This is a genomic window from Providencia sp. PROV122 (genome assembly GCF_028482365.1).
In the GTDB taxonomy this organism is placed as follows: domain Bacteria; phylum Pseudomonadota; class Gammaproteobacteria; order Enterobacterales; family Enterobacteriaceae; genus Providencia; species Providencia stuartii.
Map to the genome: position 1 here is coordinate 1 of NZ_JAMPQI010000041.1, position 22,937 is coordinate 22,937.

Consider the following 22,937-nt stretch of genomic DNA (forward strand, 5'->3'; position numbering starts at 1 on the left):
GGATAGTTGCTTTATTTCACTTAGGTTTAAAACGTGATACTGATAGAGTTAACAGTGCTACCAGAAGCATCAATATTATAGGACCAACTAATTTTACTCGTTGATATTGAAGAGCCTGTTACTTTTGGCACTGAAACACTTACTGATGGCACTGTAGTAGCCGAAACAGTAGGTTGAGTTATAGGTTGAACATTACTAATAGATGGTTTGCAGATATTAAAAGTACCACCAGAAACTAACTTAACTTCTTTTAGTGTTAATACTTTCATAAAATCCTCTCATATTATTTGTAAAGTTAAAATGAAATATGAATCTTTAATACTTTAAAAACTCATTTTCTGCTTAGTTAAATTTTAATGCACAATTTAACCGCGTTAATAATTAAATAAGTGAATCATTGCTGGAATAAGAAAAATCTTAATAGGTATAAACACTTATTCTATCAATCGATTGTTTTTTATATATTTTCATTCATTAAATTTAGTATACATATGAAAGATATAATTATTTTTATAATAAATAATCTTTCGATATTTATTATATTACTCGAATTTTCATTTTCATATTAATGATTAAATAAATGATTGATTGTTTATATATAGTTATATTATATCAAAATCAGCATATAGCTAGAAAATAAACGGATACATTAAGTGAATAATTACGATATGTAATTTTTGATATTTCGGATGGGGTTGTAGTTTACTGCGCTTCAAAAAAACTGTCTTTCGCATAGGTGTGTATTATGGAAAGCTATTATTTTTCTTGATGTTATTATTCTATCAAGAAAGTAGGGGGGTAATGACTCGCGTTGTAAAAAAGAATATTACTTAATGTGTTGCCTTTCCTATAATTCCAATTTAAAAATGTCACTTTCAATATAAAAATTTTTTTTATATATTAAATTGGAATAAAACAGTAACAAAGGATAGTTTGTACGACTAGTAATATTAAATAAAAAATGAAGCTACCCCTTGTTTCTTCGATTAGTTTTACAACTCGCTATTTTTAATACAGTGCTTGAAATTGCTTTTGTGATCATGCTGCCATTGCTCTAGTTCTTATGGTTCAGTTTATTTAGCGTGATTATCATGTGCTAAAGCGCTGTTGTTTCCGAGAAATAGAAAAGCCTCTGATGAGAGGCTTATTTTCGCCTTAAAAATTAGAAACTCTCGAGTTTTCAAGTGAAAGGTATGGCATTCAAAATTAATGATATGCACTTAAAATTAAGCGGGCACTCGCAGTTAAAAATAGCTATTTCCCGCTTTTCTGTCAGAGCTGAGTCTATGACTTTTGGCTCTTTTAAGGCATCAAGGGTAAATTTTGCGTCAAAAAGCACTGAGATATAACTCTCTAATGTTCTATGATATTTAATCACATCCTCAACAAACCAAGAAGTGGCGCATAACAGACATACAGACAAATTCACTGTTTTCATTTTTCATAAATGATGAGGACTTTGCCGTACACATCGAGTATTCGACAGAAAAATAAAGATAGTTCTAATTCGAATATGTAAAGCGACATTGACAAAATTATTTTCTCTGGCGGTGCCAAGTATTCTTAACCATATAGTCAAAATAACGCTCTGATTTAACATGAATAAACTGTAGCGGTTTTTTCATATTACCAAATAAAGGTATTCCATCACCTAACAGAATTGGGACAATAGTGATTATCATTTCATCAATTAAATCTTCTGCCAAACACTGTTTCGCAACAGAACCTCCGTCAATATAAAGCGTTTTAAACCCAGCGCAGTGTATTGAGCTTATTACATCTTTAATCTCGCCACGCACTAAATGAACAGCTTTCCCTATGAGTTTTACTGGTATTTCTCTGATTGAGTTCGACAAGACAAACACTGGTTTATCATATGGCCACTCTCCATCAAAACCACATACAGTTTCAAAAGTCGTTCGACCCATAACAACAGCATCAATTCTTTGCATAAAATCCGAAAAGCCCATATCGTTTTGATCTGGGTTAGGGATAGAGAATAACCAATCTAATTGGTTATTTGCATCTGCTATATAACCATCTAGGCTCGTTGCAATATAAATGATGTTACGATGCATATAGTAGCTTCCTGAAAAATAAAATAGTTAAATCAGTGAAAGTTTTTCTATTTGTCAGTATCTCATTTTTTAGCATTACATCAATGCGAATGAATCCATAATGTCACAATAGAGCACTTAAAGAACCACATAGAGATGTATTATTGAAATCTCAGGCTTGTTTAGTAGTATTATGACTAATGTCGCTTTTCTTATGTCAAGCCCACTCGTTAATAAAGCTAAAATGATAGTTATTTTTTATAAACAAACCATTCCGTTATCTCGATTGATTTCGCTTTACATTCATAACTATTTGTTTAAGCTGTGATATCTTATTAACTCACTATGGTCATATCAGCTATGCGTGTTCGGTGTTCATCCCGATTACTGATTATTAATTCGTCTAGACAAGTATTACTATTTCGCTTTGTTCATACGAACGATGCTTTAGCTGGCAGATCATACTGGGCAACGCCAGGTGGTGGTGTTGAGCATGGTGAATCTTTTGAACAAGCGGCTATCAGAGAGCTGAAAGAAGAAACCGGCATTATCAGGGATAATATTGGAAAATGTGTTGCACAAAGAACTTTTGAAATGACACTTCCCAGTGGCGAAACGGTGCTAGCAAAAGAGCGCTTTTTTATCGTCTTTTCCAATGAAGAAGAGATCCACACTAATGGATGGTCTAATAACGAAAAATCTGTTATTAGTCGCTACTATTGGTGGGAGTTAGATGAACTAACCCGGAGCAACGAAATAATATATCCTAATGATATTACAACGTTAATCTCTAATAATTTTGATAAATGATAGCCAATATTTAATTTGTTCGCCCCTGTATGGCTTTCAGCATACCATCACCATACAGTGGTAGATTAGAGAGCGTGAAAGCTGTCATCTGTAGATCAATGTAATTTATTCATCTTTATCATAACAAAAAAGTAAAGCTCTTCGCTTTGTAAACATTTAATTCTGCATTTCTTAACATGGTTAAACTACGAGATAATTAAGAAGGAAAATAAGGAGATAATGATGCAGAAGTTGATCATCCAAGTAGGGGTGTTAGTGTCGTTAGCCGTAATAAGTAATGGGTATGCCTCAAATCTTGAATTAAGCCCTGAATCAAAAAATTTCTATGAATCCTGCCTAAATATGAGTGAAGATTTGGTCTTTAACGGAAGTTATCAATATCTCTGCGAGTTTAAAGGCCAAAAAATTGCACAGATTTATACAACGTACAAAGCTAATCTATATCGTCAAGAGCGACTTAAAAACCAGTTACCTAAAAATAATGTTGAGTATCAGACTGAAAATGTCGAGGTAATTTACAAGTGGTTACCACCTAATAAACTCAGATTAACGATAACTTATGATAACGGTATTGAGCAGTACATATATTATTTTATCGAAAACAAAGACAGCACAATTGTTTTCCATGAAATAAATACCGGCTACTAGTACTAAAGTAGCCGCAAGTAAATCTTCAACAAGGCAGGTGGTGTCGAACTGCAGTCAAGCTAGTCTGGACATACAGATGAAGAACGTACACTTCACATGTAGACAAAATTTGGTCTAAAAAATCGATTAACAAACAGTGTGTGAATATTGTGTATATTTTTTGATTTAATTTCGTTACTTTTACCTCACATTTTTCTGCCCATAATAATTTGACTTATGAAGAAAAAGAGCTTAACTTGTGAACCCATTCCATTAAGCATCATCCCTTTTTTATTGCATCTAATTTAAGATAAATTGAACAACAAAGTCATAAGGATATCGGATAGGTCTTAGTATGCATATTATTATAGCAGCAATTTCAGCATTAGCTGCGCTTGTATGGGCGCTACATTCATTACAAAACTCAGGTGTAGACCTTAATTCCTTTAATCCATTTACTTGGGCCCGACGGAGAAAGTGGCAAAAACAATATGGGGTAAAACCAATCTATAATTTGTCGACGGCAACGGAAGCCGCTGCAGTCATTATTGTTGGTGCATTGAAGCAGGAAGGTGAAATATCCCGTGAACAAAAACAAACGGTTATTAACCTGTTTATAGAGAATTTTAATCTAGAAACTCAAGATGCAGTGGATTTGTTTTCTTCATCATCACACCTTGTACATAATGAAATAAACTTTGATCAAAGTATCCCTCATATACTGAAATTAAGTATTACTCAGTTTACGCCCGCAATGGTTGAGACATTCCTATCATTATTGGAGAAAGTCATCATGTTAGAGGGTGAGCCGACAAAAGGGCAAATAAATATAATTGAAAATGTGCGGAACGAATTTAAAAGAATGAAGAAAAAGAGTTTAGGCTGGAAAAATTAGTTCTTTCATTTAAAGAAGGGCGCTGAGCATTGAGTAAAATGAGAAGTTTATAGTTATGCTGAATGGCATTACACCCTGTCAGTAAACATGAAAGAACAAGTAAAATGCTACAGTGCCTTCCTACTTTGCATCCCCCCGATAATGCAGGAAAGAGTACCGATGAGAAGACCTTATCGGTATTCAGACAAATTTATTTTGTGACGAATAATAAATAATCAAAACATTAGGGAAAGCAAAACATGTATTCATGAGGCTATCTAAACGTTTTCATTTGTTGAAGGATAAATAAACAGAATTATTTACAAGCGCTTATTTTGTGATATTTATTGAAATAGGAATATTGACTGCAACTTCATACTCTAAGCGATTGACGGTAGTTACTTTAGGTTGAAATAACTTAGAATGATATTTTCACAGGAGTAAAGTTACCATAAACCGTCCATAAAATTTTTGGGCTTCCCGTTTATACTCCCTTATCATGAAAAACCACACATTGAATACATAGCGAATTTTAGTTCCATTGAGCAATTAAACCTATATCGTTATGGAATGTTCATTATTAAATGGTTTAATTGGCTTTATTTCTTTCAAATTAAGATTGCTTTTAAAAAAGTAATCATCAATTAATAGCTAATATTCAACGAATAATTTTTTTTGACCTTTTAATTTGTAAAATAAGAAAAATACACAATAATAAGTAACCACCAAAAATATTTTTATAGATAGTTTGATCACAAAGGTAGTTGATTCGCCTCGCTATGGCAGCTTAATACAAATATATTCAGCTCAATATTCTCCTATTTCAGACACACCACATTGCTTACAAATAAGTGGTTTTTACAACGATGCAAGTTGGGGAACTGATTGCGACCCAGAAAATAAAGCCACATTATTTAAACAGGATATGAAAGGTCATTTACAAGCAATGTACTACGTTGATAATCCGCTATCACCAAATCAACCAAATGAATATTTGTATTTATTTAACCACTCAATTTACTATGATTTGTTTTATGGGAAAATACGTACAACTCAACAATTAGATGAAAATAATTGGAACAAATGGCTAATCGAACTTGCACCAAGTAATAATTAATTTGTGCTTAAGCTGCTCTGGTAGTTACTGGTTATTTATACTGGTACCTGCCAGATTATTCTGTCGTGCGTCAGTGATTCAAAAGGCACTGTGGCAATCAGCGATTTGTCGCTAAACTGATACCCCATATAAAGTCTATAAAACCTTGCCTATATAGATTAGATGCTCGTTTTTACACATTGGGGCACTTCAATCATTGGTTAATTATTTGATATAGAGATAGCATGGCAGCACCAAGCGAGGCACTCTCTGAACCTATTGATGAATGAACTACTTTAACCATAGGTCTTTCCGGATCAAGACGATACTGCAACCAATCCGTGATATCTTCTGCAAAGCGAGAAGTTATCTCTTTCGGCATTGCTCCGCCAATTATGATAAGTTGTGGGTCTAACCATTGAAGGCATCCTAAAACAGTGTCTTCAAGTTGTTTTAATGACCGTTGATACCAAGTCTCTATAACTATATCTTTTTTCTTTATAAGACCAAGCAATTCCTCTTCATCGTAACCCGCAGCACTGAGAGTGCCGAGCAAATCTTTATAAGATGGCCGATGGGTTCCAGTAGGAAAGGCCATACCAACTTCGCCAGCATTTCTAAAGCCGCCCGTCAGTAATTTATGATCTGCAATAATCCCTGCACCTATACCATATCCTAGTTCTAATACGGTTAAGTCTCGGTATTGATTCCACTGACCTGAGTACAATTCTCCAATAGCAGCAGCATTAGCGTTATTCTCAACCCAAGTCGGCCAAGGGAGGTTAGCCTGAAATTCAGCTTGCAGATCGGCATCGCGCCAGCTTTTTAGCCAAGTAACGCATTGTCTTTTTTTTCCATCTGATTTCACGAAACCGGGTACAGCATATCCTACGCCAAGGATCCTGGCATGTTGAAGCTTCAATTTTTTTAGCGTGCTATTAACCATTTTCTTAATTTGGTCAAGAGTGGCTATGAGAGGTTGGTTTTCTAGATGTACTTCTGATGTGCTGAAAATTTTTTTTCCACAAAAATCAACAAGCGCAAGATCAATAAAACCAGAACTAAAGGAGACGCCAATTGAGCAAGCTCCTCCGGGATTTAGTTTTAGAGGAAGAGAAGGCTGGCCTCTTTGTCCAATATTCTTCTCACCTTCAACAATTAACCCAGAAAAAATGAGCTCACGACATTGTTGTGTTATCGCGCCAGGTGTTAAGTTGGATAATTTAGCTAACTCGGCTCGGGAAATCGGTCCGTACCTGCGAATTAATTCCAGTAGTAACCGTTGAGTTGGCTTTAGGTCCAATACTTCTGGTTTATCTGTCATTGACAACTTCCGATACTATAAATTAATTCCATTGTAGCCCTGCATCCTCAATTAAAGATTGTAAATACGGAATATCATCATGACTGAGAATGTCAATAAGGCCTTCTTGAAGCCATTCAATGATTTCAGCACGACAGTCACAGCCAAATTTAAGTAGATATTGCTCTAAAGGGGAGATGCCGTTTTTATTTTCATGCAAGTACAGCCGTACACCCAACCCCGCCGCCTTATATGCTCTCAAATCGTCGATATGTGTATACTCATATTCCACACAAACACAACTTGCATTTGAGGCAGAAACGGCAGCTAATTGGTCATTGTATCGCTCAATAGTGACAACCTGCAATGCTAATTGCGGTATCTTTTCTTTTACTTTGTTGATTAATACGTGATTAAATCCAAGTAATTGAATGTGTGATATCGCATTCGGAACTGAACTTAAGACGTCGACTAGATGTTCAATAAATTCATCAACTCTACGCCGCTGCTTAACTTCAACAATCAATCCAACCTGATTGGCCACAGCCCATTTTATAACATCTTTCAGTAGCGGTATTTTTGTGCCTTCAAACTTATTATTAAATTTTACGCCGAAATCATACCGAGACAGTTGTGTGTACGTCATCTCCTCAACAAAACCCGTTCCTGTTGAGACTCTATCTATACGATGGTCATGAGTAACCACGATTTGATTATCTACGGTTAAGTGAATATCTATCTCAATGCAATGTGTACCAGCTTCCAATGCACCAATGAATGCAGGCATGGTGTTTTCAGGGTATTTGCTGGCATACCCTCGGTGACTGTTTGCTAAAACAACACCTTCTTTTGCTCTATGAAATTCAAAATCCATGATAAAACCCTCAATTTATTTTCGATTAAGTTTATCATTTAAATTTAATATGTAAAATAACATTTAAGTCTTTAACTTTATATGTGCCATGTATATAGTTGATTTCAATAGGGTTAAAATTAAATTTCTACTTTTGTTTTATTTTGATGAGCTAAATCACATTAATATAACATTTAATATGTAAATTTAATAAGAAATTATTTCGATTAAGGAAGGCCGATAATGTCTACCCTGATATTAAAAGGTGTTACAAAGCAATTTGGCGATTTTTATGCCGCCCGCGATATCAGTCTTACCGCTGAAGAGGGGGAATTTGTCACTTTGCTCGGGCCGAGTGGTTGTGGAAAAACCACTTTATTAAAAATGATAAGTGGCTTTCACCAACCAGATAGTGGAGAGATCATTTTAAATGGCAAGCCTATAACAAACCTTCCACCAGAAAAAAGAAACACGGCCATGTGTTTTCAATCTTATGCTTTGTTTCCGCATCTCAACGTTTCACACAATATCTGTTTTGGCTTGAAGCAAAAAAAAGTCTCCATTAGCAACCAACAAGAAAGATTAGAAGAATCCCTAAAACAAGTCGGTTTAGTAGAGCAGCGTTTGAAGATGCCATCACAACTATCAGGAGGACAGCAACAGCGTGTAGCTTTGGCTAGAGCGATGATCACTAGGCCGGATTTGGTTTTGTTTGACGAACCACTATCTAACTTAGATGCGAAATTACGCGAAAGTGTGAGGTTTGAAATTAAAGAGCTACAACGCCTCTACCAACTAACTTCGATTTATGTCACGCACGATCAGGCTGAGGCCTTGTCTATATCAGATAAAATCGTTGTGCTAAATGGAGGGAGTATTGCGCAAGTGGGCTCGCCAGAGGACGTTTATTACCACCCAAACAGCCGCTTTGTTGCGGATTTTATTGGTGCAGCGAATATTGATGAGGCACATGTTGAACCCGCTGAGCAGCCAGAATACTACCGTATCGCCTGTAAGCTTGGTAACTTCTATGTTAAATCCGCAAATCCTCCCTCAGCAAAACATTGCTATATTTGTTGGCGTCCTGAGGATGTGAAATTTGTTCAAGCCCCATCTTCTATCCAAAATAGATTTTCTTTGGTCATAGAAAAAATGGCATTTATGGGCAATCTCACTGAAGCGTGGGGTTCCAACGATAATAAATCACTCTCAGTTCGTTTGCAGCTTGTGAAGAAACCGCCTATTACCATCGGAGAGCGTGCCGAATTTTACTTGCCTGAGGATGCAATTCACTTTTTAGAGCCGGTTACGGAGGGGAAGAGATGAATTGGAAAAATGAGGTAAAGGCATGGCTATTAATGAGCACAGGGCTTGGAACGATCCTTCTTCTGATGGGATCAACTTTTTATGTCGTTATTACCCAAAGCTTCGGTTTATTTAACATGACGGGGGAAAGTGAATTTTCACTGGCGTTTTGGGCAAACATCATAGGTGACTCCGTCTTACTTAGTGCGTTGTATTACACCGTAAAAGTTTCGGTGCTTGGTGCGTTTGGTGCAGTTCTGCTTTCATATCCTATCGCACTCTGGCTAAGACAACCCATGTACGGAAAAGAGGTTGTGATCGGAGTGCTTCGAGCCCCCATGTTCATTCCAGGTTTAGTGGCTGCATTTTTGTTTGTAAATATCATCGCCTATCATGGAGTGATAAACAGTTTACTTCAACTATTGGGAATAACAGACTCCCCATTGCGTATGCAAAATGATGATTTTGGATGGGGGGTTATCATTCTTCAAATATGGAAAAACCTTCCTTTTGCATTGATTTTAGTTGGCGGTGCTGTCAATTCGATTAGAGATGAGATACTTGATGCGGCAAGTAATTTCGGTGCTAATAGATGGCGGAGATTCGTAGATGTCGTCTTCCCTCTAACACTCCCCGCGGTACAAGTTTCTCTAATACTTATCTTTATTGGTGCGGTGGGGGATTTTGCATTCTTCTCTGTGGCCGGTCCCCGTAACACTTACTCCCTTGCACGCCTGATGCAAGCTACCGCAATGGAATACGGTGAATGGAATAACTCAGCCGTTATTGCCGTCATAATAATGTTAATTTCCGCGATTGGAACGCTGCTCATTGCGACTGTGTTAACCCCGTTGGCTACCAAGAAGGGGGAGGTTAAATGAACACCATAAAGACCAATAATGGACGGAAAGTTGTAAAAATTTCATTGATTTTTTTCATCTTCATTAATGTTGTTTGGTTAGGTTTGCCTTTTACTATGGCAATCTTGTGGTCCTTGGTTGACCCACAACACCCATGGAGTTATCCAGACCTTTTTCCTCAAAAATTATCTTTAGCGCGGTGGAAAATTGTTTGGGAACAAACATCGCTAGCAACCGCGCTTTTCAATAGTTATACCATCGCTCCTGCTGTTGCTATTTTGAGCTTATTGCTTGCGACACCTACAGCCTATGCTTTCGGAAGAATGACATTTAAAGGCAAAGCAGTTGCGGAAATGCTAACGCTCATTCCACTGGTTATGCCGGGCATGATTATCGGTATCTTCTTCAGTTCAATGTTAATAAGTTTAAATATCAGCAATACTTTTATGAGCATTGTAATTGGCCATACCGTTCTTACGCTCCCTTACTCAATTCGCATAATGTCAGCGGGGTTCAAGTCGATACCACAAGACATAATCGACGCGTCGCGTGACATGGGAGCTAGTTTTTGGGGGACGTTCTGCAATGCTTTTTTACCCATGCTAAAGCCAAGTTTACTGGCTTCATTAATATTTTGTCTGGTTCGAAGTTTAGAAGAGTTTAGTATTTCATTTGTACTGGGCTCGCCAGATTTTATCACTGTTCCCACGATACTGTATTCATTCTTAGGGTATTCCTTTGTTCGTCCAGATGCCGCTGTTGTTTCAATGATCTTGGTGATACCCAACGTTATATTGATGATAATTATTGAGCGCCTGTTAAAAGGCAATTATTTGTCTCAATCCACAGGAAAAGCATAACATTCACTAGAGGTAGTCAAATTATGAAAAAAATATCATTGGCGCTCTTACTGGGAGTCGCAGTTATATCAACCTCTTACGCTCAAGATGTAGATAAAAATTCCTTTCCTAACTGGGATAAGGTGATAAAGCAAGCAAAACAAGAAGGAGAGGTTACATTTAACATTTGGTACTTGCAGCCGCAGTGGCGTAATTTTGTGAAGGGATTCGAAGATGAATATGGAATAAAAGTACAAATCTCAGAAGGAACCATTGATGGAAATATGAATAAACTTTTAGCCGAATCAAAAAAACAGAGTGGTAAAATTGATGTAATGGCCTTATCCATTGCTCAACTGCCTATTACTTTAAAAGCTAATGCAATCAGTAAAGTTGACTGGCTCCCAGGCTATGAGAATGGAGTTCATACAATACAAAACATCGATACACAGGGGTATGCCGTCGCTTTTTGGGGAAATCAAACTGGATTCGCCTATGACCCCAAACAATTTGGCGATCAAGCTCTTCCTCAAACGCTCGATGACCTTCAGGCGTTTATCGATGCAAATCCCAATCGTTTTGGATATAACGATCCCAATAACGGAGGCGCTGGTGAAGCCTTCATTCAGCGTATTGTCACACTCAAAAGCGGTGAGTTTGATAGCAGTGCAACGAAGATTGATCCAAAGGTGATTAAAGGTTGGTCTTCTGGCTGGGCGTGGTTTACTAAAAACAAATCTAGTATTACGCAAACCGCATCTGGCGCCGATAGTCTCACACGTTTAAATGATGGAGAGTTGATGTTGGTTCCAGCTTGGGAAGATCATATGCTAGGCTTGCAACACAATGGAGCAATAACTTCAAGATTAAAATTTTATGTCCCCAAATTTGGCATGCCAGGGGGAGGGAATGTTGTAACCATCGCTGCAAATAGTCAACACCCAAATGCCTCCGCTGTTTTTATTAACTGGTTGATTCAACCTAAAACTCAGCAAGCGCTGAAAGAGACCTTTGGCACTTCCCCCATGACTAAAATGGCTACTGCTAATCAGGTGTCAGACGTGAAATTCTATGGGAAAGACTATAGTATGCTATTCCGCAAGGAGTTCGTGCGAAATGTGACAATGAAGTAAAATTTTTATTGTCGACACGAAAAATGATACTTTCTTGAGGGGAGAGGTTAAAAAATCAAAATATTTTCTCCAATCCCCAAGTTCTTTATAAACCGCTCTCCAGAGGCAATCTATTTGCACGCAATATAATATTCTTTCAAAGGTCATTCGGTGTTCAAATGACTCCATATTAGCATAAGTTGAAATGGTCTACGGCCCTGTTGCTCTGTTTACATGGTTTTAGGCATAGTCATTTTCTGTATTTTGAATTTTGGTGAAACCATTATAACAACCCATTTACTGATTTTTATACCGGAAATATCAACACGCTCTAGTGAAATATATGATAGCTCGCTAAATAATTTTTATATAAAAAATATTTAAGCCATCATAAAAAATGTGTTTGACCTTAATATCCATTTTTATTATTGCCGCTGTAGTTTTCATAAAACTGATAATGCAAAAAAATTTAAAAATACAATCAAGCATGATATTTTTTACATATAGACACAGTTGGATATAGTTTTTTTTGTGTATATCACTGAGGTAATTTATTTATCATTATGATAAATAAGAATATTGTGTTTTTTTTAAAAATCATTATCAAATTATCTAATTTGGATATGCTATATATTTTATTTAAAAGTATTAAAATATTCTAATTTAAAAATTAATAACTTTTCTCTTAACCTGACATGTTCATTTTTGGTGTTATATTTCGTCACTTAAAGATGATTCATAATAGACTGTTCCGTGAGATTGCCTGTTAATGCCATATTCAGGCCATTTGTAATTTTTTGTACACAAAAATTCGTTTACTCGTTGTAGTAAATTATTGGCTTTGTGTTTTTTAGAAATTTGATTTTGTAGGCAATCTCACGTAGGTTAGTAATAAGAAAACACAGAAAACGTGTATTTTTAAGTGATGCTGATGCTGATGCTGATGTAGGTTGGAGTTAGGGGGATTAGGATTGGTATAATATGAAGCTGTTACATTCACAAAAATTTCTTAACTTAACACAGCGTCAAATATACTCTAAGGCTATCAGTGACGAAATTTATTCAGCGTTTAATGATAGGAAAGGGGGGTAACTGAGTGACTTGATATTTTTCAATAGCAAGTTTCACGTGTGAACGTAATGTATCTCGTATGATTTTAGATTTTCTTATATTGATATTGAATATATTTGCTGTACCTATAGAAAAATTTATTAGTCGGATGTTAAATCGATTCTCCTATTTAAGATTTAAAAAATTATGCTGATAGCAGTGCTTTATTGAATTAAAAGAATTACAAGGTGCTATAAACTGAAAATAGCAATGCCATGACTCCCTATAGTAAAGAGCTTTTCTGTAATCTAACAATTAATTCATATGTTTTATTTTTTATATGGTCAATTCTATATGGGATGCTCTGATATTGATAGCAACATTTAAATAGACCTATTCATTTATAATTAGCTTAAATAAAGCACATGTTTAAGTGTATTTTTATATTACAGTAACTTAAGTGTACGTATGACCTTTTTTGATTGATTTTTTGTTACCTAAATGCACTTAGAATTATAGAGAAAATATATTTTAATTTTGATTAAATTCAACAAATCTGATGTTTATTTAAAACTACACTGAGGTAAAGGCAATGCTCTTTTGGACTAAAGGTAAAAGAGCATGACCTTTATTTCTATGGACTGAAATAAAGAGGTATTAATCAATGACTCTTAAAATTGAATGTTTATCTCAATTTATTATTTAACCTGATTCAATAGGAATTTAATTATGTCGTTTAAAACTAACCTGCTTTCTGCTGCTCTATTAGCTGGTTTTTCTGTCGCTAGCTTGAATGCAATGGCAGCACCTTCTGCAGAAGTGACACTGCAAGGGATCCTGACTAAAACTACCTGTGATGTCACTATCAACGGAGGCAAATCAATATTAAACGTCGGCGTTTTCAATAATAAAGTTGGTGGCGCAGACGCAAGCTTCCCTGCAATTAATGCCATCACTAAAGCTGTCGATATGCCTGTGACACTAGTTGGCTGTGCTGACGGTGAAAACGGTGAATTGATTATTCAAGGTATTACCTCTACGGGTAATAACGAGCAAAATGTGTTCGTTGCTAATGATTCACAAACTGTTGGTTTTATGATTCAAGATGATGCCAATACCATCATCACTAATGGTAAAGGTCCTGTAGTTGATATTGGTGCGGGCAATACTGAAGGTCAATATACATTTAAAGTAGGTATGGCAACAACCACAGCAACTCCAGATGTAGGTGCATATAGCGCGCCAGTTCTGATCGCTTACATCGTTGACTAATACTATTAAGTCGACAGAGCATAACTGGGTAAGGCGGCATAGCTGCCTTGCCTTCTTCTCGTGAAAGAGTTGAGGATCCGTAAATGCGAAACATTCGATTAGTGCAAGGGTTATGCAGTACGCTGCTATGGTTATCTACAACCTCGTTGGCAGGCATTGCCATCGATACCACTCGAGTGATTTTCACTGCAAATGACAATACGAGAGGAGTCAGCGTCGGTGTTACTAGCTCAAGTCAATCACTAACCCCTTATCTTGTTAAAGCTCAAGTACTAAACAACCCATTCGGTGATAAAGGAGAAACACCATTTTTGGTATCACCTTCTTTATTTCGTTTAGAGCCTGGTACTACGAATCAAGTGCGCGTCATGAAAAAAGCCACCGTTTTACCACAAGATAAAGAGTCAGTCTTTTATTTACGCACGGTAGCGATTCCAACCAGTGAAAATAATTTAGAGCGGCCACAAAACAATATCGGTGGCACAGTACAGGTATCAACAGGGAATGTAATTAAACTGTTTTATCGCCCTAATAATCTGGGGATGACCCAGCAGCAAGCGACTAAATTACTAAAATTTACCCGCGCGAATGGGGGGGTCAAAGTTTCAAATCCAACGCCTTATTATATCACGTTAACAGGCCTCAAAATTGGCGATAAAAATGTGCCATTAAGTGTGAAACTTAATAACAACATGATTGCACCTTTCAGTGATTATACCTACCACCAAGTACCTCAACAAGGCGCCGTCGAGTGGATATCCATTAATGATTACGGTGGAGCGGAGGTATCACATGGGCAAGTACAATAAACACCTTGGCTTTCTCTTCCTCTTCTTATGTGGGGGGGCTTTTGCTAAAGGAAATGAAACAGAAATCAGTGCCATGATTAACGATGATATAGGATGCGAGATACGCTTACCCAGCTCATTGGAGTTTACCCCTCAGCGAACATCCGCTTTTCAAGGGGTAACGACGACCTATGAAATTAAACCATTAAGAGCACAATTATTGTGTGTTGATAAAACAGCAGAGCTGACCCCTAAATTAACATTGGACGGCAATACTCCTTATAGCGAAAACAGCATCTTTCTTGATGGTATACCGAACAGTGTGGGTTTTATGTTGCGCGTGAGTGATGGCACACCAATATCATTGGGAGATTTTTTCCAATTAGATAAGGCTATTAAACGAGGTGAGCCAGTGTTCCTGACGCCATTAAATTTAGCCAACCATCATCAAGTTGAAGAAATTTTTTTAGTGGGGTTAGTCGGACCTATTGACGGCAATGCAGTGCCCGGAAAGTTCTCTGCAGCATTAACTTTTAATCTTATTTTTCAGTAACAACAAATAGGACAAGAATATGCAACACATGAAAAAAATAACCTCCATGTTATTGCTTACAAGTGTGTTAGGTATCTCGCTCACGGGGTATCCAGCGATAGCTGCACAAACTACCACCACCACCATCACCGCAAGCATTGTGGGTGGCGCCTGTGATATTTCAGTACCGCCGTCTGTGCCTTTTGGAGAAGTACAAGCTGTCGATATTATCAATGAAAATGGTATTTCTGAAATGTTTGATATTAAGCTAGATGCCTGTAATGGATATGGTTTAACCCCATCCATTAAAGTGACCGGTGATATCGACTCGAGTTCAGGTGAAGACCTTTTTATCACCCCGACAAGCACCAGCCAAGGCTATGGCGTGTTGCTATCAACTGCGGGAAATACCTATTTTGCTCAAAATGACAATCTTGCCAAAAATGACACCATTAGTGCCAAAGGTAACGATTGGAATACCAAATTTGCCTCAGTTTTGGACGGTACAATCCCAATGAAAGCCACTCTAAGTTGCGGGGGGTGTGTGGACACTAAACTGAAAGGTGGCGCATTGAACGCCTCGATCACTTTTAATTTTTTATATCAGTAGAATACAAATTCTCGATAGGGTAATAGGCGCTATCGAGTTAAGACAAGATTAGGCTGATTTTGAGGCACCCTATGACAATAACATTAAAATTTTCGTTACTCACTTTCATGACTGGGCTGTTATTGCCAATGGCTGAGCTTCATGCAGGCACAGCATCTCAAGATGTCAAATTTCTCGCTACCTTTTACGGAGGCGGTTGTGATATCTCTGTTCCACCAAATTTTAAATTTAACAATGGTGACCCAGTGATGCGGGACTCCGTTGCCGCGGGGAATGAATCCCTTGAAATACCATTAACGATATCGAAGTGTGATGGCTACTTTATGAAGCCTAAAATTATGGTATCTGGTACATCAAGTTCAATGCAAGGAACACAATTGTTTGCAGATGCTTCAAGTAGTGCGAAAGGCTACGGCATTTTACTGTCAACAGCAGGGAATTCAGGGTGGTCTGAGAATACTAACCTTGCTGAAAGTGGGGTAGTGGATGCCAAAAATTGGCCTTCTGGTGGTACAAATAGCGTCATCGGTTTGAATGGGAATTTAACGTTTAATGCCAAATTAAGTTGTGGTGCCTGTGCATCAAATGCCAATTTAAATGGCGGTATTTTAACATCGACCGTGACCTTTACTTTCGCTTATAACTAGCCTCGAGGTAGATATGTTAACCCATCGTTTTTTCCGTTGTGTCCAATTGCAGGTCATCTTGATGTCTGCGGTATTTACTGTCACTTCATTGGCAGCCGAAGGGGGATTGCGTTTAACACAAACTCGAGTCGTGTTTAATGGTGGCGATAATAGTGCCAAAGTGGCTATTAAAAATAATAGCGAGCAAGTTTATTTGGTAAAAGTGGATGTGATGAACACTCAGGAAGGGAATGCAGATATGCCAGCCCCTCCATTTTTAGTAACGCCACCGTTGTCGCGGTTAGAAGCCTTGAGCCAAAATACCTCACTGGTTGTGCGCAATGGTGCAGAAAAGCTACCAAATGACCGTGAATCTGTCTTTTATCTCAGCTTTTTGGCGATCCCTTCCACGAAAAAATGGGCTAATAGCGATGAAAACATGACCAGCGCACAAGTTTCCGTTGGCGTTCGTAATGTAATCAAGCTGTTTTATCGCCCCGCTAATTTACCCATCACCGTGGAGCAGGCGGCGCGTAAATTGACCTTCAGCCAGAAAGGCCAACAATTAAAGGTCACTAACCCAACGCCTTATTACCTGACGCTTGCACAATTAAAAACAGATCAGCATGGGGTCGATCTTCGTAATGCCGAGCCCATGCTCGCCCCATTTTCAACCCGTCATTACTCAGTCCATGGCAAAGTGACCCAAGCGCAATGGGCGGTGATCGGTGATTTTGGCAACATGAGCCAGATGTATCAGGCTACCGTGCAAACAGGAGCGGAAGATGTTAATCCATAAGCAAAACACTATCATCCGTCGGAAGGGCTTCGTGGGGCTTATGCTATTATTAGTGGCCTTCGTAGCTCCTGTACAGGCAGATAATATTTCTAATCAGATGAATGGCATCACGCTCAGTACCACGCGGGTGATTTATCCTCATGATGCCAAAAATGGTGTGACTTATAGTGTGACGAACAATACGTCGTCGGCGTATTTATTACAGGCGTTAATTTTGCCGTGGGAAGGACAAGCACCTAGCTCGCCCGAAGATGAAGGCAAATCACCAAGCTTAAACTCAGACGAAACCCAAGGTATTGGCTCTTTTATCGTGTTGCCCCCGTTGCAGCGTTTCGAACCGGGAGAAACGGTAACATTGCGTATCCGCCAGAAACATAATTTGCTAGCACAGGACAAAGAAACAATCGAGGTCTTATCACTTACGGCAATCCCTGCGCAAGCAGATCCGAAAACGTTAACGAATAACAATGCTGCCCAACTTTCGATGGTGCTGCAAAATAACCTAAAACTGTTTTATCGTCCTGCGGGGATACCTGATTATCAGATTGAGAAAGTCGAAGAACAATTACAGTTTTCACAGACGAAAACCCAGCTCATCGTTAAAAATCCGACACCATTTTATGTCACTTTTAGTTCCCTCTCATTGGGGGGAAAAGCGGTAGATATAAGCAATGCTCGCATGATAGCTCCGTTCAGTGAGCAATATTGGCCACTGGATAATCGTGCCACCAATAATGAAGTGCGTTGGCAACTGATTGATGACAAAGGTGGTACTTATGAAGCAAACAGCCGTCATCTAACACAATAATTGGAAATTGACAAAAAAATTACCTGATGCCAATTAGCAACGGGGGGTTCCTTGCACAAGCGAGATAGAGTGAAATTATGAAAATATCAAATAAAGCAATTTATAATAACAATTTTAAGTCAATTTATCACTATCATCCACTAGTCTGGTTACTCGTTGTTGCCACGTTTCCTACCTTGGCAGATGATTACTTTGACCCCAGTTTTTTGGGGGTGGTTGGCGAAAGTACGGATGTGGATTTGTCGGCTTTTTCACAAGTAGGGGGTGTGGCCGAGGGAGAATATACGGTATCGGTGTTTGTGAACCAACAAGATACCGGGCAATATACGATGAACTTTGTGAAAACAGAGCAGGGGAATGTGGTTCCTGAAATCACTCCTGCTCAACTTGAGTCCTTTGGCGTGAATGTGCCACAGATTCCCGATCTCAAAAATTTACCAGCAGAAGAGCCCATTTTAAATATTGGTTCGCTGATCCCTCAAGCGACGACAACATTAGATCTGGCGCGGCTGCGATTGGACATCAGTGTGCCACAGGTTGCCATGAAACCGAGTGTGTACCGCAATACAGATCCCTCACTGTGGGATGAGGGGATCCCCGCGCTGATGGCTAACTATAATTTCAGTGCTGGGCGCTCGACAAATAGCTATAGTCAAGGACTAAAAACCCACAACAATAACCTGTTTGCGTCGGTACGTGCAGGGGCAAATGCGGGGCCTTGGCGTTTACGCAGCACCTTGACGCATACGCGATTTGAATACAGTGGGGGGCTTAACCAATCCTCTTCCACAGACACGCAAACCCGCTTTTCAAGCACCACGCTATCCCGCGATATTCGCGCATTACGTTCAATTTTGGTGATTGGCGAAACCAGCACGTATAGCGATGTTTTCGATGGCGTTCCTTTCAAAGGGGTACAGCTAACCTCTAGCGAGCAAATGTTGCCCACTCAACTGCGGGGTTATGCACCGACGATAAGCGGTGTGGCTAACAGTAATGCGCGTATCACGGTGCGCCAAAATGGTAACGTTATTTATGAGACCTACGTGGCTCCCGGTGCATTTTATATTAATGACATACAACAAGCAGGATTGTCGGGTGACTATGATGTGACTATCACCGAAGCGGATGGTAGCGAACGTCAATTTGTAGTGCCTTATTCCTCATTGCCAGTGATGCTACGGCCAGGGGGCTGGAAATATGAACTCGCCTCCGGCCGTTATGATGGGAATTTGACTACAGACTCTCGCCGTTCAGATTTTGTATTAGGCACCGCGGTATACGGTTTACACAATAATGTCACTTTGTACGGTGGAACGTTATTGGCGAAAGATTATCAATCCTTGAGTTTGGGAAGTGGATTCTCTTTAGGGAACTTCGGGGCGCTGTCAACGGATGTGACCCATTCATCAGCCAAATTTAGTGGTGCAGCGCAGCAAGGCAGTGATCGTCAAACTGGTCAATCTTACCGTATTCGTTATTCAAAAAGTTTGATGTCGACGGGCACATCGGTCGATCTTACCGCATTGCGTTACTCAACCGAGCATTTTTACAGCTTTAGTGAATTTAATAGTCAAGGTTATCGACTTGAAGAAGGGCTGAGCCCGTGGACTTTACAGCGTCGTCGCAGCAGTTTCCAGACACAATTGAGTCAACAAATGGCGGAATATGGTTCACTGCATTTTCGGGCAAATCGCGATGATTACTGGGGAAGTAACCGAACCTTAACTGGGCTTTCATTGGGCTATAGTAACAGCATTAAGGGGATCGGCTATGGTGTGAACTATAACATTGACCGTGTGAAAGACCCACGAGGCAATTGGCCAGAAAACCGACAGTTATCATTCAATGTTAATGTGCCATTTAGCCTATTTGCACAGGATAAAAATCTGCAATCGATTTATGCCACCTATTCAATGACCCATGATAATAATGGACGAACTCAGAATAATACAGGGCTAAGCGGTAGTGTGATGGACGGTAAGCTGTCTTACAGCGTTTCTCAAAGTTGGGGAAATCAAGAGCAAACGGCTAACAGTAACGTGAATGTGGGTTACCAAGGAAACAAGGGCAGCATTAGTGGGGGTTATAGTTATAGCAACACCAGCCAGAATATCAACATGAATGCCAGCGGTGGGGTATTAGTGCACTCAGAAGGGGTCACTTTTTCTCGTACAATGGGGGATTCGGTAGCGTTAGTGAGTGCTCCCGGTGCCAGTGGTGTCAGTGTGAATGGTGGAGTGGCCGTGACAGATTGGCGGGGTTATGCAGTTTCCCCTTATTTATTGGATTACAACAAAAATAGCATTGGTTTAGACCCAAGTACCTTACCGATGGATGTGGATTTAGTGCAATCAAACGTTAACGTCTACCCAACAAAAGGGGCGGTAGTCAAAGCTAGTTTTACCACGCGTATTGGTTATCAAGTACTGATGACTCTAAAACAAGAAACAAAATATGTGCCTTTTGGGGCGATTGCAACATTAGTGTCTGATGATGGAGCAGAAACTATCAACAGTATTGTGGGCGATTCAGGGCAAGTGTACCTCACGGGGTTGCCAGAAAATGGCAAATTGTTAGTAACGTGGGGTGAAGATGCTGCACAACAATGCCAAGTGAGTTTTGATTTACGTAATCTCACCATGTCTGCAGACATGCCCATTCGGCAAGTGTCTTATCGCTGCATGAGTAAGCAGAAGCAAGTACAACCGTAACCTACGGATCAAGAGAAAGCGGTGGCTGAGAAACCAGTTATCACAGAGTTCAAAAAGTTGATACAGCTAAGTTAAGTAATGGCCCGAATAGAAAACGTTGACTGCAACGGTCGACAGGAGAATTAAAATGATAAAATTCCATGGTGATAAACAAGTCTATAATCAAGATGACTCTCAACAATTTTATGGGCAAGCTCTCAGCTTATCTTATCTCGCTCAAAGCAAAAGTGAGAATAAATATAAAAAAATAATACAGAGATATCAATGGGCCTATCGTGTTGCCTTAATGCTACCAATGATAGTCTTTCCAACTATTTCAAATGGTATGGATATTTCGCTAAAGCCTGGAGAAAGTTCACAACTTTTTTCAGCATCTGGCGACGCAATAGGGGCTGCTGATGGCAACGGTGTTGGAGTTATGACCGCAGGGTATCTTTCTGTAACGACACTTGAAGGAGCGACTAATAGTGATAAATCGTGCGCTCAAAATTCATTAGCCAATGGGGTCGCTAAGGTTGGAGTACTTTCTAATGGCGCTGCTAAAGGTTTTCTGATTGCTAACGATCTCGTTCTCTCTGTTCAAGGAACAATAGTATCCGAAGTACAACCAATAGGTAATCCAGAGATTTATACTTTGCTTAAAGGATCCATATCCATCACGCTAGATGGAGTTTTGACAGTTTCGAATCCTATTCATATTTATAACTGTCCTTCATTCAATTATGGGGTATCCTACTCTTCGTGGGGGAATAGTCGTAGTTATAAGGTTCAGAAATCTGCATTCAATGGGCAATTTAAGGTGACTGCAGGCCCTAATGCTGCACCAGGCAATTACCCGTATTATTTACTGAATTGCTCAGCTGGAGTTGCCTGTAATGCAACTCAGGCTAGAGTGGCATCGGGGATCGTAACGGTTGACATTCCCCGTACATGTACTATTGCTGTTACCCCATCAACAATCAATTATGGCGCAGTTGAACAACAAAACACCGAAACAGTGCTAGGCACAGCTACCTCTCAACTTAAAGTAAGTTGTACGGGCGGAGACAAAAGTATGAGCCCCTCTGTTAACGTTAGTTTCACCCGTGCCTCTAGTGCGGGGACTACTGCTACACAGACAGGGTTGATCAGCCTTGTGAATGATCAGAACAAACCCGTTGGCGCAGTTAGGGCTAATCAAACTACTCTCCAAGATCTGTCTGGTGCTACATTTCCTGGCGTGATTAATGTGCATGGCAATATAACATATAAGTTAACGGGTAGTAGCTGGGAGGATCTTTCCACACCAATTACGTGGACTCTCTACTCTTTTCCAACTGGGCAGGAACGGTATCTTGGGAATGCTAGCGGGTCGGTCAAAATTAAGATTGACTGGCCGTAACCAGCTATTTTTATTGACTAAAACCTCAAAAATAAGAACACTGAAATCAGCCTCGGTGTTCTTATTTACAACCTGAAATGTATGATGGCTATACTGAGGCCCTCATCAGTTTTGTAGTTAACCGGAGCTCGGGCTAAGAAAAACAAAAAAGAAGGGAACTACAAGCGGGTTCCGTGATCAGATCTTTCGACGAAAAATCATTTTCACTAAGGAACCCACTATGCATAATTTAGTTGACTTACTCTGTCATACCTATGGTTTTTAAGAAATTTTCATGCCCATCAATGGTAAAAATACTTGATTGAAAGTGGTGAATGTCTGCGACTACGGCAATCAAGAATGACAATCAGTGAAATGATGACGATTGTTATTGTATTCCATATGTCCCATCAGAATGATTTTAAACATTTTTATATCGGCTTTATTACCCTATATCATAAAAAAGATTTTCCAACATTATTGAGCTAAACACGTTTTCTAGAAGTTATGCCAACGGCTTTAGTTCCATTAAGTTCCTTCTTTACCCATCTAAAAGGTCAACCAACAAGTATCGACAGCCAAATTTTATCCCTCTACGCGAAAGGGATGACTATCCGTGAAATGTCGACCTTTAAATGCATT

General features: G+C 39.0%; 21 protein-coding genes and 1 pseudogene. 18 read left to right on the top strand and 4 right to left on the bottom strand.

The genetic code is table 11. The features are described 5' to 3' along the window. Nucleotides 1-26: 26 nt before the first annotated feature. Together PSE69_RS18795 and PSE69_RS18800 are read right to left on the bottom strand one after the other, a co-directional pair. The gene (locus PSE69_RS18795) at nt 27-269 is read right to left on the bottom strand and encodes a hypothetical protein (protein ID WP_004920016.1); all 243 of its coding nucleotides are present in this window, start codon (nt 267-269) and stop codon (nt 27-29) included. A gap of 1,266 nt (nt 270-1,535) precedes the next feature. Then, nucleotides 1,536-2,078, bottom strand: coding sequence for a dihydrofolate reductase family protein (locus tag PSE69_RS18800; protein WP_060561035.1), 543 nt, complete (start codon nt 2,076-2,078; stop codon nt 1,536-1,538). A 339-nt stretch (nt 2,079-2,417) separates the two neighbouring features. On the opposite strand from PSE69_RS18800, the gene PSE69_RS18805 reads away from it, so the two are divergent. The 4 genes from PSE69_RS18805 (at nt 2,418) to PSE69_RS18820 (ending at nt 5,485) form a co-directional block, all read left to right on the top strand. Then, a complete protein-coding gene (locus PSE69_RS18805; RefSeq protein ID WP_042116606.1) occupies nt 2,418-2,867 on the top strand; it encodes an NUDIX hydrolase in 450 nt (149 codons plus the stop codon). A 222-nt stretch (nt 2,868-3,089) separates the two neighbouring features. After that, a complete protein-coding gene (locus PSE69_RS18810) occupies nt 3,090-3,515 on the top strand; it encodes a hypothetical protein (protein ID WP_223854787.1) in 426 nt (141 codons plus the stop codon). 334 nt (nt 3,516-3,849) lie between these two features. Beyond that, nucleotides 3,850-4,389 (top strand): hypothetical protein, encoded by a 540-nt coding sequence (locus PSE69_RS18815; protein WP_004920003.1) that lies wholly within the window; start codon nt 3,850-3,852, stop codon nt 4,387-4,389. A gap of 727 nt (nt 4,390-5,116) precedes the next feature. After that, nucleotides 5,117-5,485 carry a hypothetical protein gene (locus PSE69_RS18820; protein ID WP_004919998.1) on the top strand — a complete coding sequence of 123 codons (369 nt, stop codon included), beginning with the start codon at nt 5,117-5,119 and terminating at the stop codon, nt 5,483-5,485. 193 nt (nt 5,486-5,678) lie between these two features. On the opposite strand, the gene PSE69_RS18825 is transcribed toward PSE69_RS18820, so the two are convergent. Further along, nucleotides 5,679-6,788: an ROK family transcriptional regulator gene (locus tag PSE69_RS18825; RefSeq protein ID WP_060561031.1), complete on the bottom strand. Its 1,110-nt coding sequence runs from the start codon at nt 6,786-6,788 to the stop codon at nt 5,679-5,681. Between the two features lie 22 nt (nt 6,789-6,810). Next, nucleotides 6,811-7,641, bottom strand: a complete 831-nt coding sequence (locus PSE69_RS18830; RefSeq protein WP_060561030.1) for a glycerophosphodiester phosphodiesterase — start codon at nt 7,639-7,641, stop codon at nt 6,811-6,813. Between the two features lie 222 nt (nt 7,642-7,863). On the opposite strand from PSE69_RS18830, the gene PSE69_RS18835 reads away from it, so the two are divergent. The 14 genes and pseudogenes from PSE69_RS18835 to PSE69_RS19945 form a co-directional block, all read left to right on the top strand. Continuing rightward, nucleotides 7,864-8,946 (top strand): ABC transporter ATP-binding protein, encoded by a 1,083-nt coding sequence (locus tag PSE69_RS18835; protein ID WP_004919987.1) that lies wholly within the window; start codon nt 7,864-7,866, stop codon nt 8,944-8,946. Further along, nucleotides 8,943-9,806 carry an ABC transporter permease gene (locus PSE69_RS18840; protein ID WP_004919984.1) on the top strand — a complete coding sequence of 288 codons (864 nt, stop codon included), beginning with the start codon at nt 8,943-8,945 and terminating at the stop codon, nt 9,804-9,806. The genes PSE69_RS18835 and PSE69_RS18840 overlap by 4 nt, the downstream gene beginning before the upstream one ends. Continuing rightward, nucleotides 9,803-10,645 (top strand): ABC transporter permease, encoded by an 843-nt coding sequence (locus PSE69_RS18845; protein WP_014656019.1) that lies wholly within the window; start codon nt 9,803-9,805, stop codon nt 10,643-10,645. The genes PSE69_RS18840 and PSE69_RS18845 overlap by 4 nt, the downstream gene beginning before the upstream one ends. A 23-nt stretch (nt 10,646-10,668) precedes the next feature. Continuing rightward, entirely contained in the window at nt 10,669-11,757 is a 1,089-nt protein-coding gene (locus PSE69_RS18850; protein ID WP_053110174.1) for an extracellular solute-binding protein, read from the top strand. Nucleotides 11,758-13,515: 1,758 nt separating this feature from the next. Then, nucleotides 13,516-14,058: a fimbrial protein gene (locus PSE69_RS18855; RefSeq protein ID WP_014656017.1), complete on the top strand. Its 543-nt coding sequence runs from the start codon at nt 13,516-13,518 to the stop codon at nt 14,056-14,058. A gap of 83 nt (nt 14,059-14,141) precedes the next feature. Then, nucleotides 14,142-14,867, top strand: coding sequence for a fimbrial biogenesis chaperone (locus PSE69_RS18860; protein WP_272675315.1), 726 nt, complete (start codon nt 14,142-14,144; stop codon nt 14,865-14,867). Then, nucleotides 14,851-15,399: a fimbrial protein gene (locus tag PSE69_RS18865; protein ID WP_053110175.1), complete on the top strand. Its 549-nt coding sequence runs from the start codon at nt 14,851-14,853 to the stop codon at nt 15,397-15,399. Before PSE69_RS18860 ends, PSE69_RS18865 begins: the two co-directional genes overlap by 17 nt. A 19-nt stretch (nt 15,400-15,418) precedes the next feature. Then, nucleotides 15,419-15,988 carry a fimbrial protein gene (locus PSE69_RS18870; RefSeq protein WP_053110176.1) on the top strand — a complete coding sequence of 190 codons (570 nt, stop codon included), beginning with the start codon at nt 15,419-15,421 and terminating at the stop codon, nt 15,986-15,988. A 71-nt stretch (nt 15,989-16,059) separates the two neighbouring features. Then, nucleotides 16,060-16,635, top strand: coding sequence for a fimbrial protein (locus tag PSE69_RS18875; protein ID WP_014656013.1), 576 nt, complete (start codon nt 16,060-16,062; stop codon nt 16,633-16,635). A 13-nt stretch (nt 16,636-16,648) separates the two neighbouring features. Beyond that, nucleotides 16,649-17,413, top strand: a complete 765-nt coding sequence (locus PSE69_RS18880; protein WP_102780535.1) for a fimbrial biogenesis chaperone — start codon at nt 16,649-16,651, stop codon at nt 17,411-17,413. Beyond that, entirely contained in the window at nt 17,400-18,221 is an 822-nt protein-coding gene (locus tag PSE69_RS18885) for a fimbrial biogenesis chaperone (protein ID WP_249890280.1), read from the top strand. The genes PSE69_RS18880 and PSE69_RS18885 overlap by 14 nt, the downstream gene beginning before the upstream one ends. Nucleotides 18,222-18,298: 77 nt before the next feature. Continuing rightward, entirely contained in the window at nt 18,299-20,935 is a 2,637-nt protein-coding gene (locus PSE69_RS18890; RefSeq protein WP_249890281.1) for a fimbria/pilus outer membrane usher protein, read from the top strand. Nucleotides 20,936-21,062: 127 nt separating this feature from the next. After that, a complete protein-coding gene (locus PSE69_RS18895) occupies nt 21,063-22,316 on the top strand; it encodes a hypothetical protein (protein WP_272675316.1) in 1,254 nt (417 codons plus the stop codon). A 274-nt stretch (nt 22,317-22,590) separates the two neighbouring features. Then, nucleotides 22,591-22,937, top strand: a pseudogene (locus PSE69_RS19945) (IS982 family transposase); the annotation flags it as partial.